The 14,119-nt window shown below is 70.0% G+C and carries 12 protein-coding genes; 5 read left to right on the forward strand and 7 right to left on the reverse strand.

Features of this window, described 5'->3' with window-relative positions:
- The first annotated feature begins 157 nt into the window (after positions 1–157).
- The gene (locus tag ABZ552_RS01115; RefSeq protein WP_281876239.1) at positions 158–1,318 is read left to right on the forward strand and encodes a porin PorA family protein; all 1,161 of its coding nucleotides are present in this window, start codon (positions 158–160) and stop codon (positions 1,316–1,318) included.
- 66 nt (positions 1,319–1,384) lie between these two features.
- On the opposite strand, the gene ABZ552_RS01120 is transcribed toward ABZ552_RS01115, so the two are convergent.
- Entirely contained in the window at positions 1,385–1,744 is a 360-nt protein-coding gene (locus tag ABZ552_RS01120) for a VOC family protein (protein WP_281916331.1), read from the reverse strand.
- 24 nt (positions 1,745–1,768) lie between these two features.
- Complete coding sequence (locus ABZ552_RS01125) at positions 1,769–2,941, reverse strand: polysaccharide biosynthesis protein (protein ID WP_281919436.1); 1,173 nt, start codon at positions 2,939–2,941, stop codon at positions 1,769–1,771.
- 217 nt (positions 2,942–3,158) lie between these two features.
- Between ABZ552_RS01125 and ABZ552_RS01130 the strand changes: the two genes are divergently transcribed.
- The gene (locus tag ABZ552_RS01130; protein WP_281919435.1) at positions 3,159–5,288 is read left to right on the forward strand and encodes a hypothetical protein; all 2,130 of its coding nucleotides are present in this window, start codon (positions 3,159–3,161) and stop codon (positions 5,286–5,288) included.
- A 461-nt stretch (positions 5,289–5,749) separates the two neighbouring features.
- Here ABZ552_RS01130 and ABZ552_RS01135 read toward each other — a convergent pair whose 3' ends face one another.
- Positions 5,750–6,922: a glycosyltransferase family 4 protein gene (locus tag ABZ552_RS01135; RefSeq protein WP_281876241.1), complete on the reverse strand. Its 1,173-nt coding sequence runs from the start codon at positions 6,920–6,922 to the stop codon at positions 5,750–5,752.
- Positions 6,923–7,037: 115 nt separating this feature from the next.
- On the opposite strand from ABZ552_RS01135, the gene ABZ552_RS01140 reads away from it, so the two are divergent.
- Positions 7,038–7,823, forward strand: a complete 786-nt coding sequence (locus tag ABZ552_RS01140; RefSeq protein ID WP_281876243.1) for a class I SAM-dependent methyltransferase — start codon at positions 7,038–7,040, stop codon at positions 7,821–7,823.
- Here the strand turns inward: ABZ552_RS01140 and ABZ552_RS01145 are convergent.
- Positions 7,820–8,131 carry a hypothetical protein gene (locus tag ABZ552_RS01145; protein WP_281876246.1) on the reverse strand — a complete coding sequence of 104 codons (312 nt, stop codon included), beginning with the start codon at positions 8,129–8,131 and terminating at the stop codon, positions 7,820–7,822. The genes ABZ552_RS01140 and ABZ552_RS01145 overlap by 4 nt on opposite strands.
- Before the next feature lie 209 nt (positions 8,132–8,340).
- Between ABZ552_RS01145 and ABZ552_RS01150 the strand changes: the two genes are divergently transcribed.
- Positions 8,341–9,786 carry an aldehyde dehydrogenase gene (locus ABZ552_RS01150; RefSeq protein WP_281916330.1) on the forward strand — a complete coding sequence of 482 codons (1,446 nt, stop codon included), beginning with the start codon at positions 8,341–8,343 and terminating at the stop codon, positions 9,784–9,786.
- Here the strand turns inward: ABZ552_RS01150 and ABZ552_RS01155 are convergent, their stop codons facing one another.
- The gene (locus tag ABZ552_RS01155; protein WP_357435127.1) at positions 9,787–9,990 is read right to left on the reverse strand and encodes a hypothetical protein; all 204 of its coding nucleotides are present in this window, start codon (positions 9,988–9,990) and stop codon (positions 9,787–9,789) included. It lies immediately after the preceding gene.
- A 333-nt stretch (positions 9,991–10,323) separates the two neighbouring features.
- Positions 10,324–11,274, reverse strand: coding sequence for a helix-turn-helix domain-containing protein (locus tag ABZ552_RS01160; protein ID WP_357435129.1), 951 nt, complete (start codon positions 11,272–11,274; stop codon positions 10,324–10,326).
- A 115-nt stretch (positions 11,275–11,389) separates the two neighbouring features.
- Here ABZ552_RS01160 and ABZ552_RS01165 point away from each other — a divergent pair, with 115 nt between their 5' ends.
- Positions 11,390–12,142 carry an HD domain-containing protein gene (locus ABZ552_RS01165; RefSeq protein ID WP_281916328.1) on the forward strand — a complete coding sequence of 251 codons (753 nt, stop codon included), beginning with the start codon at positions 11,390–11,392 and terminating at the stop codon, positions 12,140–12,142.
- A gap of 113 nt (positions 12,143–12,255) precedes the next feature.
- On the opposite strand, the gene ABZ552_RS01170 is transcribed toward ABZ552_RS01165, so the two are convergent.
- Entirely contained in the window at positions 12,256–14,088 is a 1,833-nt protein-coding gene (locus ABZ552_RS01170; RefSeq protein WP_281876255.1) for a phosphoenolpyruvate carboxykinase (GTP), read from the reverse strand.
- Positions 14,089–14,119: the final 31 nt, after the last annotated feature.

The raw sequence follows: 14,119 nt of genomic DNA on the forward strand, positions 1-14,119 counted from the left end.
TTCAGATTTCGCGCTAGACTCGGGCGATTTCTCGGCCGTTTCGGCCTCGACGGCGCATGGTACGACATCGGACTGTTAGTGTCGGGGCTCACGAGTGCCGCGGCATGCCCGCAGTACTCGCCGGAGCGACCTGTGTTCTACGACGAGGAGAGTTTGCATGGCACTGAGTGCCGGTACCAGAAGGACGGTGGCCTGCCTGCTCGTGGGTCTCGGCGCGTTGCTGATCGTCGCCGCAATCATGATCCCGACCTACACCGTCGACAAGCTGGCGAAAACTCCCCTCGACCTGGAGATCACCACGATCGCCACGAACCAGCAGGGCGAGGACAGCCTGGTGCTCGACTCCAAGTCGCTCACCGCTCCGGAGGGATCGGCGAAGGTCGACACCAACGTACCGCTGGTCTCGCAGCGCTTCCTCACCGTCGAGGATCCGGCCGACGCCGAACAGATGACGGTGCAGGCGGGCCAGACGCTGCGGCGCATCGACAAGCAGGGCGACACCGGCCTGCTCACCGCGACCATCGACCGGGTGACCATCGACCGGGTGACCGGCGAGCCGGTCGCCAAGGAGCCGAACGGCTCCATCGCGGTGACCACGAACCCGCAGGGTGAGAGCATCGCCGAGCCGGTGCAGCACACCGGTCTGCAGTACCGGTTCCCGATCGGCACCGAGAAGAAGACCTACCCGTACTTCGACCTCAACGTGCGCAAGAGCTTCGACGCCAACTTCATCGAAGAGACCGAGATCAACAACACGAAGGTCTACCACTTCCAGATGTCGGTGCCCGCCACCAGCCTGTGGGACGTCGTCCAGGCGCCGACCAACCGGCTGAGCCTGCCCGCCGCCAAGTGGGGCGTCGAGGGCGGCGAGGCCCCGGTGACCATGACCCGCTACTACACCAACACCCGTGACCTGTGGGTGGAACCGGAGACGGGCACGGTCGTCAAGGGCGGCGAGGCGCTGCACCTCTACTACTCGCGCACCGCGGACAAGCCGGAGGTCACCGCGCTGAAGTCGCACATCGTGTTCGACGAGAACACGATCGAGTCGCAGCTCGCGGTGGCGAAGGAGAACATCGACAAGCTGTCGCTGTACGGCCGGGTGATGCCGATCATCCTGGGCGTTCTCGGCGTGATCGCGCTCATCGTGGGTGTGGTCCTCGGCATTCGCGGCGGCTCGGCTCCGACGCCGGCGCGGGCGGGCGGCGCTCCGGGCCAGCGTCCGAGCGGCGCGGCTCCCGCCGGTCCCGCCCCGCGCGTCAACCGTGGCGCCGACGACGCGCCGACCGAACAGATCCGGATCAACAAAGAACCCTGATCGAGCGCACTCGACTTCGGCTCCCCTGCCTTCCGGCAGGGGAGCCGAAGTCGTTTTCGGGGTCCGCTACTGCTCGGCGAGCGGATAGGCGACCGGATGGCGCGGCTGATACAGCAGAATCGTGCCCGCGCCCGGCACGCGCAGATCCACGCAGCGGCCGAAGCCCCGCTCGGCGACCTCGCCCTCGAACCGCGCGCCACGCGCGGCCAGATCGGCCATCGTTCGATCCAGGTCGTCGCACATCAGCGAGATCTCGTGACGCGGTGGACCTTCGGTGGGGTGAACGCCGAGTTCGCTCGGGCCGGTCGCGAACAACAGCCAGCCGTCGTGGGCGTCCAGGTTCGGCCAGTGCAGGACGTCGCGGAAGAACGCGCGGGCCGCGTCCGGATCGTCCGCGTAGACCAGGGTGTGCACCGCGGTGATCATGGAACGATCGTAGGCGGCGCCGGGTCAGCCGACCGGGCGCAGCGGTTCCGGCCGCGTCGTGCGGGACGCCGCGCGCAGCACGATGACGGCGACCACGACCGTGGTGGTGGCCGCGACCGACACGGCCGTGGTGATCAGCGCGGGAATCGAGCGGGCCAGCGACAGCATCAGAATGACTTCGACGGCCAGCCCCAGCCAGGCGACCAGCGCCAGGGACGTGCGGTCGACGGCGATAGCCGACAGCACCGCGCCTTGCAGCACGGCCAGCAGCGCGCCGTGCAACGCGAACAGCCACAGCAGCCCTTGGATCGGGGCATAGTCCTCGCCCGCCAGCAGCGGGGCGAGCGGCGCGGCGAGCGCGGCCCCGAGCACCGCGATGAGGCCGATTCCGCTGAGCACCGCCAGCGCCGACCGGATCGCGCTCGCGGAGTGCGCGGGCTGCGCCATCCGCGGGTAGAGCACCACACCGACCGCCTGCGGCAGCCAGAAGGCGATCTTGGTGGCGATCGTGCCGAGGGCATAGCGGCTGGCGTCCACGTCGTCGAGCACGATCCGGACCACGATCAGGTCCGCCGACGACAGCGCCATCATGGCCGCCTGCACCTGGGCGGCCCGCAGGACCGGCAGCACGCCGGGGGCCGCGGCGACCTCGCCCGGCTCGAGGGCGCGGGCACGCGCGGACGGCGCACCGGCGACGAGCCTGGCCAGTAACGCCGCCGCCGCGATCCCACCGGCCGCCGCCCACAAGGCGAGCGTCGCGCCGCCGCCCAGCGCGAGGATCACCAGCGCGGGCGCTACCCGGGCGATCCCGGCGGCGCCGAGCACCGTGCCCAACGCCCGGAACCGCTTGCCGCCCTGCAACACACCCTGTTCACCGGACAACAGCACCAGCGCGGGCGCCGCACCCAGCGCCGCCGCGGTGGCGGCCACCCCGACGTTCAGCGTGACGGCCACCAGGGGCACCAGCACCGCGGCCACCAGGGCGACGATCACGGCGCAGCGCCACTGGAGCCCGCGCAGCGCCGCCGAACCCGCGCCGCGCACGAGTTCCCTGGCCACCACGTTCTGCAACGCCAGCGCGGGCACCGCGCACAACAGCTGCACCGCGAGCAGACTCGCGAACTCGCTGTAGCCGGTGACCCCCAGCCAGCGTCCGGCCAGCAGCTGCAACAGATACCCGGCGACGTTCGCGGTCATCGCACCGGCCGTCACCCACGTCAGATCCGCCACCACAGGAAACCGACGGACAGCAGACACGCGCCCATCGTCCCACCCGCGCGGGCCGTCGCCCGTTCCGCCCCGCCGGAGCCGACACCGAGCCCGGAGACATCGCCGCCGAACCCGCTGGCTCCGCGGTGGCGCGAATCGGGACGTACAGTGCTCAGGCGTGAGTGGGAGCGGTCGAGACCGAGCGGTGGCTGCGGCATACAGCGCGGCCGGGGTGCTGCTGGTTACCGCCCCCTTGCCGGCGCCGGGCTACCTGCTCTTGCGGGACGCGGTGAGCACGCCGCGCAGTTATCCGACCGACTCGGCGCTGGGTCTAGGCGACGCGGCGCCCCGGGCGGTGCCGCAGGACGCGCTGCTGGCCGTGCTGTCGGCGTTCATCGACGGCGGGCTGCTGGTCAAAGCGATTCTCCTCGTCGCGCTCTGGGCCGCGGCGTACGGGGCGGCTGCGCTCGCGCGTGAACTCCTGCGCGCGTCGCTCGGCCCGCAGCTGGTCGCCGCGACGGTCGCGCTGTGGAATCCGTACGTGGCCGAGCGGCTGCTCCAGGGGCACTGGAGCTTGCTGGCCGGATATGCCGCGCTGCCGTGGACGGCGCTGGCCGCCCACCGCCTCCGAACGACGGCCACGGTGCGGCGACGCCGACGCCTGCTGTCGAACACACCGGCGAATCCCCCGAACGACCTGCTCGAACCGTCTGAACCGTGGGAAGCCGACCACTTCGAGCACGCCCCACCGACCGGCGGCACCGAAATTCGCGAGGAGGCCGCACCAACCGACCGAGCCGGATCACCGCTGGGTGCACCCGCCTCGGCAGACCGCACCGGCGAAGTCGCCGCGGCTGACGCCGCCGAGTCCCGCAGCATCGGAATACCGCTGGAAACGCCCGGTTCCTCGGGCACTCCCGACGTCGCGCCAGCCGATCCGATAGAGCCTTCCCGCTCCGCACCGACCAGTGCGGCGGGCAAAGGAGGGACGGATCGCCCCAGTGTCACGGCGGCACAGCGCACACCCATCCGAACCGCATCCACTTGGGCGGCCCTCGCCGGATCGCTCGCCGCGGCCGGGCTCACCCCTACCGGGGCGCTGCTGGCGGGCGCGACCGCGTTCGCCTTGGTCCAGCGGCGCCAACTTCTTGGGACGCTCGTCCTCTGGCTCGCCGCCTCGGCGCCATGGCTGGCCGCGACCGTGCTGTCGGGCTCAGGTGCGGAACCATCCGATCCAGCGGGCATCGCGGCCTTCGCCGCACGGGCCGAGCCCGGTCTCGGCACGCTGGGCAGCCTGGCCGGCCTCGGCGGGATCTGGAACGCCGAGGCGGTGCCCGATTCGCGCACCACACCATTGGCTGTGATCGGCACCGTGGCGCTGCTGGCGATCGTCGCGCTGGGTCTGCGCGCCGTGGCCACCGGTGGCGCCGATCCGGACAATCGGCACGCCCGCCGCGCGTTGCTGCTGCTCGCCGCCGCCGCGATCCTGCTTCCCGCGCTCGGCGCGACGGCGGGAGGCATGGCAGTCATGGAATGGCTGGTCGCCCACGTGCCCGGCGCGGGCCTGCTGCGGGACACCCAGAAGTACGTGGCCCTGGCTATGCCCGCCTACGTCCTGTGCGCAGCGGCTGGATGCGCGGTGACGGCTCGGCGTCTCTCATCCGGATATCGCAACGCCTCAGCGGACCGGCGCGTGACGGCGCACCCCGCCGTCACGTCCACGGTCGCGGTGCTATTCGTCGCGCTTCTGGTTCTGCCGTTGTACGACCTGGCCTGGGGCGTCGGTGGAGCTGTTCGCCCCGTGCACTACCCCGCCGGCTGGCAGCAGGTCGCCGCCCGGATCGACGGTCCAGGCGACGTCGCGGTGCTTCCGGGCGGGATGTTCCGCAAGTTCCGTTACAGCGGCGCCGCACCGGTGCTCGATCCGGCGCCGCGCATGCTTCCCAACGACGTCCTGCAGACCGGCGAACTGCCCGTGCGCGGCCGTACGGTGTCGGGCGAAGGCACCCGCGCCAGCGAGGTGGAGAACCTCCTGTTGCACGGCGGCTCGCCCGCAGAGCTGGCCCGCCTCGGGGTGGGCTGGGTCCTGGTCGAACGAACCACCCCCGGCCCGCTCGGCGAATCGGCATCCACGCTCGCTCGGCTCGAACAGGCCTATGAAGATGCCGATCTCGCGCTGTATCGCGTGCCCGGCGCCGTCGAACGCGGTCGATCGACGACCGCGCACCGCTGGACCGCCGCAGCGGCCCACCTTTTCTGGGCAGCGTTGCTCGTCGCGGGCCCGCTCGCCGCTCTCGGCACACGTGCACGATTCCGCCGGACACCGCGGACGTGACGCACACCGCCCGCCGCACACTCCAGCTGGTCGAGCGCCGACTGCTCACCTAACGCCGCCGCGCCCAGCACCTGCCGTCGCGTCTGCCCCAGGCTCCCCGCGACCCGATCGAGTGGTGACCGCCCCGGCGTAGAGCGCGACCAGCCGGCGCCGCTCCACCGCCGCCTGCTGCGCGGCCAGGCGGTCCAGCTCGGGTCCGCAGCTCAGGGCACATGCGGCAGCACATCTCGAGCGATACCGGGCGCGGGGCCACTTCCTGGCCGACGACGGAATCACCGAACTCGCGGAGGTGGTGGACGCGCTACGGGGCGTCAGGCCGTAGTGATTCGTCGGTGCACAGCCCCATGCTCCGCTGCGGAGTCACCTCGGGAACCTCGGGCCGCCTCGGCGACAGGTCATGCGGTCGCTGAACCACGATGGGGAAACCGCTGCGCGAAAGGCCGACCGCAATCGGCGACGTTTCAGTCGACCGTCCGGGGCGCGAGCAATCCGCTCGTGTGCTCCCCTCGTGCGGCCGCGGCCAGCACTTCGTACACACCGTTCCCGGTCTGCTCCCAGGAGAACTCCCGGGCGCGTGCGCGCGCCTTCTCACCCATGACCGTGCGCGCGCCGGGATCGTCCAGCAGATCGCCCACGGCATCGGCCAGCTGGGCGACGTCGTCGACCAGGATGCCGGTGGCGCCGTCGACGATGGAATCGGTGAGGCCGCGCGAGCTTCGGTAACCGACCGTCGGCACGCCGTGCTGGGCGGCCTCGATCACCGCGAGCCCCCATCCCTCTTTCCGGGAAGGCAGCACATGCACCCACGCGCGGGCCAGGAGTTCGTGCTTGCGGCGCTCGTCCACGTGCCCGTGGAAGGTGACGGCGTCGGCGATGCCGAGTGCACGGGCGTTGTCCCGCAGGTTGTCCGCCCACCAGCCGTCGCCGATCACGTCGAGGCGCAGACCCGGTACGCGGTCGCGCAGCCGGGCCACGGCCGCGAGCGCGTCCTCGATCTGCTTGTGCGGCACCAGACGCGAGAGAACCACGACAGTAGGTGCGGCATTGCGGGTTTCCGCCGCGCCGGTGGGCGCGTCGAGTGGAACAGGTTCAGCGCCGTTGCGCACCACCGCGATTCGCGAACGGTCCACACCGAGCGTGGCCAACTCCTCCGCCGACGGCAGCGAAACGGTCAGATATTGATTGCGCCGATGCACGCGGGGCGACAGCCGCGACTCGATCCACCAGCCGATACGGCCGACCAGTCGGCCCGCCACCGGCCACTGCTCCCGGTGGCCGTGGTGCACCAGCACCACCGACGGCGCGGCGGTGACGACGGTGGCGAAGAACGGGATGCCGTTCTGGGTGTCGATCACCGCGTCCGGCCGCACGCCGCGCAACGGGCCGAGTCCGATCCTGCCGAGCAGCAGCGCCGCGAGCGCTCGCGGATACACCGTGTAGCGTCCGCCCGCTCTGCTGATATCGATGCCGTCGACGCGTTCCCGCCGCGGCGCTCCCGGGTAGCCGGCGGTGCGCAGCGTGACCTTGACCCCGCGGGCCGCGAGCTGCGCGCCGACCTGCTCGAGGTACCGCTCGCTGCCGCCGCCCTGCGGGTGCCCGGTGTCACGCCAGCAGAGCAGGAGGACTTCGCGCACGGTGGAGCTTCTCTCGGTCAGTAGGTCCCGGTGGGAACGCCGGATGTCGCGCTACACCCTAACCCGAGCACCCGCCCGAGATGCCCAGCATCGGGGTTGTGCGAAACTCGGCGCCGTGCTCGAAGCCGAAAAGACGCCGACGCGCAGCAGCTCGCTCCGGTTCGCCCGCCGGGCGACCCTGCGCCGGTCGCTGCGACTGCTCGGCAGTTTCCGGTTCGAGCAGACCGACCCGGCGCTGTTCTACGGGGGTCTGGCCGCCGACAGCGCGGCGATGATCGGCGACTTCTACGCCGACCTCACCGGCCGGTCGCTGCAGGGTGCGACGATCCTGGACGTGGGTGGCGGGCCGGGCTACTTCGCGGACGAGTTCGCCCGCACGGGCGCGCGCTACCTCCCGGTCGAGCCCGACCCCACGGAGATGCACGCCGCGGGGCTCTCGGTCGCGGGCGCGGTCCGCGGGTCCGGGATGGCACTGCCGTTCCGTGACGACGCGGTGGACATCTGTTTCTCATCGAACGTCGCCGAGCACGTCTCGAAACCGTGGCTGATGGCCGACGAGATGGTGCGGGTGACCAGGCCGGGCGGGTTGATCGTGCTGTCCTACACGGTGTGGCACGGCCCGTTCGGCGGGCACGAGACCGGACCGTGGCACTACCTGGGTGGCGAGTACGCCGCGCGGCGGTATCGGCGCAAGCACGGGCGGGAACCCAAGAACAGGTTCGGCACGTCGCTGTTCGCGGTGCGGGCCGCGGATGGATTGCGCTGGGCGGCAGGCACTCCGGCGGAGGTGCACACGGTGTTTCCGCGCTACCACCCCCGCTGGGCGTGGTGGTTGGTCCGGGTGCCTATGGTACGCGAGCTACTTGTTAGCAATCTGGTTGTGGTGGCAACCAAAAGTTAGCCGAGGTAAGGCTCCAGCCATCCGCGGCGCCAGTGCCGCTTTCCGCACGGGGCATGCACGGGCTCGCTCCACGGCGATTCGCGCATCGCCAACCCGACGGTCTCGAGCGTGGTGAGGCCGACCAGGTCGGCCAGCATTCCGACGGCGGCGACCGCCTCCGCGGCCTGCATAGCCGCCGTCGCCTGCTCGATCGTCAGGGTGCGGCCGGGTAGGAAGGAGACCACCCACCCGCCGCTGCCGACACACTTAGCCTGATGCTCGGTTTGATCACTGGTCATCAGCGACCGGCCGATCACTTGCACCGCCATGACTCGGACTCCCCAGTTTGCGGTAACGATTGGGTAATGGAGCGAGCTGATATGTCGCTACAGCATCCCCCTTCCAGCAACAGAACGCAATAGTGCGTTCTGCGAAAAGCGAACCGAGAGGTCGGGATTCACACTGGCCAGAGCCTCGAGGGCACGGAAAACTGAAACAGGTTACAGACAGAAGCCGGGCAAAACTGTAACGTGTTCTCATGCATTACGACAGCTTGTTCATCGGCAGCCGCTGGACCGCGCCAGCCACCGACGAGCGCATCCAGGTCATCTCGCCGGCCACGGTCGAGCCGGTGGGCAGCGTCCCCGCGGTGAGCCGGGCCGACGTCGACGCCGCGGTCGCCGCGGCCAGGCACGCCTTCGACCACGGCCCGTGGCCCGCCACACCGCCGAAGGAGCGCGCCGAAGTGCTCACCCGCGCGGCGCGGCTGATCGAACAGCGCTCCGCGGACCTGCTCGCCGCGCTGACCGCCGAGGTCGGCGCGCCGCAGATGATCGCGATGACCCTGAACCAGCTCCCCGCGGTCGCCGCGCTGGACGCCTACGCGGCCCTGGCCGAGTCCTTCCCCTGGCAGGAGACCCGGGTGGGCGGATTCGGCACCACGCGCGTCACGCGCGAGCCGCGCGGCGTCGTCGCGGCGGTGACCGCGTGGAACGTTCCGCTGTTCCTCGCGGTCAACAAGCTCGCGCCCGCCCTGCTGGCCGGCTGCACCGTGGTCTTGAAGCCCGCCCCGCTGACGCCGATCACGGCCAACCTGGTGGCCGATATCTTCACCGAGGCCGGAGTGCCCGAAGGCGTGCTCTCGGTCCTGCCCGCCGAGCCCGACGCGGCCGAGTACCTCGTCTCGCATCCCGGCGTGGACAAGGTGACCTTCACCGGAAGCACCGCGGTCGGCCGGAAGATCGGCGCCATCGCCACCGGTCAGCTCAAGAGCGTCTCGCTGGAACTCGGCGGCAAGTCGGCGGCGATCCTGTTGCCCGATATGGACGTGGCGGCCGGCATCCCGGTGCTCGCGTTCTCCGGCCTGATGAACAGTGGCCAGGGCTGCGTCGCGCAGACCCGCATCCTGGCCCCGCGCAGCCGATACGACGAAATCCTCGACGCGCTGGTCGAACACGTGAAGACGATGAAGGTGGGCGACCCGAACGACCCCAGCGTGCAGCTGGGCCCGCTGATCTCCGAAGGCCAGCGCGATCGGGTGGAGGGCTACATCGCCAAGGGGAAGGCCGAAGGCGCGCGCCTGGTGCTCGGCGGCGGCCGCCCGGAGGGGCTGGACCGGGGTTGGTTCGTCGAGCCGACGATCTTCGCCGACGTGGACAACAAGTCGGCCATCGCCCAGGAGGAGATCTTCGGGCCGGTGCTGTCGGTGATCCCGTACGAGACCGAGGACGAGGCCGTGGCCATCGCGAACGACTCCGTCTACGGCCTCGCGGGCTCGGTATGGACGACCGACATCGAGCACGGCGCCGAGATCGCGGCGCGGGTGCGCACCGGCACCTACGCTATCAATTGGTATGCCTTCGACCCGACTTCACCGTTCGGCGGCTACAAGGCCTCCGGGCTCGGACGCGAGAACGGCCCGGAGGGTCTCGATTCGTTCTGCGAGCAGAAGTCGCTGCTCATGCCGCTCGGCTGGACCGGGTGATCACTCCGGTGGCATGACCACCCGCAGCAGCGGCGCACGGTTGCCGTAACGCCGGGTTGGCGCGTCGACGATCTCGACGCGCCAACCCGGCGGCAGCACTGCGCGCAGCCGCCCCGCGACCCGGCGCAGCGGGGTGCTCGCGGTCGCGAATTCGAATTCGGCCACCGTGGGGGCAAGGGACGTCGCCGTCTCCAGATCGGCCATGCTCCATCCACCTCTCGCGTCGATCTCGCCGTGTGCCGCGGCATCGCGGGTCCGATGTCGGTAGGGAAGTAGTTCAGTCGATCAGTTAACCGTCAGTAATCCGACTGGGTGATGCGGAAGGAAGAACACGCCAAGCATAAGTTACGAATACACGAAATCTCTCAACAAGATCATTACCCCTTCCCGGACTCGGCTAAACCCCTCGATCCGAAGGAATTTCATCGGCTTGCGGCCGACACCACGACGGCCCCGTACCGGGCGGACCGCCGATCACTGCTGCGGTTCGGCGGGATGAGCTCTCAGGCAACGGAATTCGTGGTCACTGCGGCGCACTCACCCGCCCACTGATCGGCGATAGGCGGCGGGTGTGGCGCCCGTCGCGGCACGCAGGTGCACCCGCAACGCGGTGACGCTGCCGAACCCGGCCTTGGCCGCGACGACTTCCACTGGCAAACATGTGGTTTCCAGAAGTTCCCGGGCCCGAGCGGTGCGCTGAGCGTCCAGCCAGCGCCGCGGCGTGGTGCCCACCTCAGCCTTGAAGCGGCGGATGAAGGTGCGCTCGCTCATCAACGCGTGCGCGGCCAGCGCGGAAACGTCCACCGCCGCACTGGGTTCGGCGATCGCCCAAGCCAGCGTCGGGGCGAGGCCACCGTCTGCGGCACGGGCGGCCGGTCCATCGGGAATGTACTGCGCCTGGCCGCCCTCCCGGTGCGGCGCGGTGACGTTCCACCGAGCCAGCTCCGCCGCCGCGTGCGCGCCCAGCTCCCGGCGGACGAAGTGCAGGCACAGATCGAGCCCCGCCGACAGCCCGGCCGAAGTCAGCACGTCGCCGTCGTCCACGTACAGCGCGGTGGGATCCAGCCGCACCGCCGGATACCGCTCGGCGAACTCGCCGCAGTAGGCCCAGTGCGTCGTCGCCGGTCGTCCGTCCAAGAGCCCGGCCTCGGCCAGGACGAACGCACCGACGCAGATGCTCACCATGGTCGCGCCGCGCGCGGCAGCGCTCCGCAACGCGGTCAACGCCCGCGGCGGAGTCGGCAGCGTCGGAATGCCGATCCCGGGCACGACGACCACATCCGCGTCCGCCAGCGCTTCCAGTCCGTGCTCGACCCGCAGGTCGAAGCCGTTGGGCGTCCACACCGGACCGGGCCGCACCCCGCACGTCCGCATCTCGAACCCGGACGGCTCCCCGGTCTTCCCGGGCCCGTGCCGGAACGCCTGCACAGCGCAGGCCAGGTCGAAGGCCATCACCCCGTCGAGCGCGAGCGCCACCACTTGCTTCATCACTCGCAGTTTGGCATGAATCCGAGCATTACTGTCATTTCCGCCACTCGTCGCGGGCCTCGCCGCACACTTGACTCCAAGGGCATACCGAGTGACCGGAGCGAAGGAGGGCATCGTGGCCGCACCGACGGGCCTGGACTGGGCATGGGCCACCCGTACCGGGGGCGCGTTGTCGAAGGAGCAACGCCGTGGATTGGCCGTCGCGATCGCCCGTACGTTGCCCGCCATGGCACCCAACCGGGTCCGGATCGCGCTGGGCAGACGCGGCCGCGGGAAACTGGAGTTCGCCGGTCTGCGGCTACCCGATTCGAAGCTCGCCGTCGCGGCGGAAAACGAGGCGCGGGAGTCGTTGTCTCCGCACGTGTTGCACCATTCGTTGCGAACCTACTACTTCGGGCGGGTCCTGGCCGAGCTCGACGGCGCATCCTACGACGACGAACTCGTCTACGTCTCCTGTCTGCTGCACGACCTGCAACTCGAAACTCCCACGCCTGGAAGATGTTTCGCGGTGGTCGGCGGCGAACGGGCGGCCGCGATCGCACGGGACGCGGGCGCCCCGCCGGAACGGGCCGACGCGATCGGCGCGGCGATCGCCGCGCACATCACGCCCGGCGTCGCCGACGATCTCGGCGATCCCGGCGGCTTCGTCTCCGCGGGGGCGTCCGTGGACGTACTCGGGACGCGGCTTGCGGAACTGGACCGGGATTGGGTCATCGAACTGCTGCGGCGGCACCCGCGCCTGGAGTTCGAGCGGCATGTGATCGCGGCGTTCCGGGCGGAAGCGAAGGCGGTGCCGGAAGGCCGGATCCATTTGCTCAACCGCGCGGGCTTCCTGACCATGATCCGCCTGGCACCATTCGACGAATAGCCCGCCCGCCCAGGCGAATTCCTCGGCAGTGCGCGCAAAACGTTTGTCGCGCAGAACAAAACGCCCGCACCATCTGCCAGATGGTGCGGGCGAATGCTACTTTGGGTGGAGTGTCAGCCCAGACGCTGCTTGAGCGCCTCGAACTCGTCACGCACGCCGGAAGGCAGCTTGTCTCCGACGAACTCGAACCACTCTTCGATGAGCGGGATCTCCTTACGCCACTCCTCGGCGTTCACGGCGAGCGCCTCGTCGACGTCCTTGGCGTCGACGTCCAGCCCGTCCAGATCGAGCTGCGCGGCGGTCGGCACGTTGCCGATCGCGGTCGCCTCGGCCTGCGCGGAACCCTCGATGCGGCCGACGATCCACTCCAGCACGCGGGAGTTCTCGCCGAAGCCCGGCCACAGGAAGCGGCCGTCGTCGCCGCGCCGGAACCAGTTGACGTAGAAGATCTTGGGCAGCTTGGCGGCATCGGCGTTCTTGCCGACATTGATCCAGTGGCCCAGGTAGTCACCGACGTGGTAGCCCAGGAACGGCAGCATGGCCATCGGGTCGCGGCGGACGGTGCCGACCTTGCCCTCGGCGGCCGCGGTCTGCTCGGAGGACAGCGTGGCGCCCATGAACACGCCGTGCTGCCAGTCGAAGGACTCGGTGACCAGCGGGACGGTGGTCTTGCGGCGGCCGCCGAACAGGATCGCCGAGATCGGCACGCCCTGCGGGTCGTCCCACTCGGGCGCCAGGATCGGGCACTGCGACATCGGCGTGCAGTAGCGGGAGTTGGGGTGGGCGGCCAGCGTCTCGGTCTCCCGCAGGTACCAGTCGTTGCCCTTCCAGTCGATCAGGTGGTCGGGCTCGCCTTCCAGGCCCTCCCACCACACGTCGCCGTTGTCGGTCAGCGCGACGTTGGTGTAGACGGTGTTGCCCGCCTCCATGGTGGCCATGGCGTTCGGGTTCGAGCTGCGGTTGGTGCCCGGCGCGACGCCGAAGAAGCCGAACTCGGGGTTCACCGCGTAGAGGCGGCCGTCCTTGCCGAAACGCATCCAGGCGATGTCGTCGCCCAGGGTCTCCGCGCGCCAGCCCGGCACGGTCGGCTGGATCATCGCGAGGTTGGTCTTGCCGCAGGCGCTCGGGAACGCGGCGGCGATGTAGTACGCCTTGTTCTCCGGGGAGATCAGCTTGAGGATCAGCATGTGCTCGGCCAGCCAGCCCTCGTCGTGGGCCATCGCCGAGGCGATCCGCAGCGAGTAACACTTCTTGCCGAGCAGAGCGTTGCCGCCGTAGCCGGAGCCGTAGCTCCAGATCTCCCGGTCCTCGGGGAAGTGGGTGATGTACTTGGTGTCGTTGCACGGCCACGGCACGTCGGCCTGACCCTCGGCCAGCGGCGCGCCCACGGAGTGCAGCGCCTTCACGAACGGACGGTCGGCGCCCAGCTTCTCCAGGGCGGCGGCGCCCATGCGGGTCATCACGCGCATCGACACCACGACGTACTCGGAGTCGGTGATCTCGACGCCGAGCTTCGGGTCGTCGGCGCCCAGCGGGCCCATGCAGAACGGCACCACGTACATGGTGCGGCCCTTCATCGAGCCGCGGTACAGCTCGGTCATCGTGGCGCGCATCTCGGCCGGGTCGACCCAGTTGTTGGTCGGGCCCGCGTCGGCCTCGGTCTTGGAGCAGATGAAGGTGCGGGACTCCACCCGGGCCACGTCGGAGGGATCGGAGAGAGCGAGGAAGGAGTTCGGCTTCTTCTTCTCGTCCAGGCGCTTGAACGTTCCCGCTGCCACGAGCTGCTCGGTCAGCCGCTCCCACTCTTCGTCGGAGCCGTCCGCCCACACCACTCGATCCGGCTGGGTGAGTTCGGCGACTTCTTGTACCCAGGCGAGTAGTTCGCTGTGCTCGGTCGGCGCCTTGCCGTCGGATCCACGAAGACCAGGAATGGTCGCTGACGTCATGAAAACTCTCCTGAGATGGGCGGCTACTCGC

The organism is Nocardia sp. NPDC019219 (assembly GCF_040632645.1).
Taxonomy (GTDB): domain Bacteria; phylum Actinomycetota; class Actinomycetes; order Mycobacteriales; family Mycobacteriaceae; genus Nocardia; species Nocardia sputorum.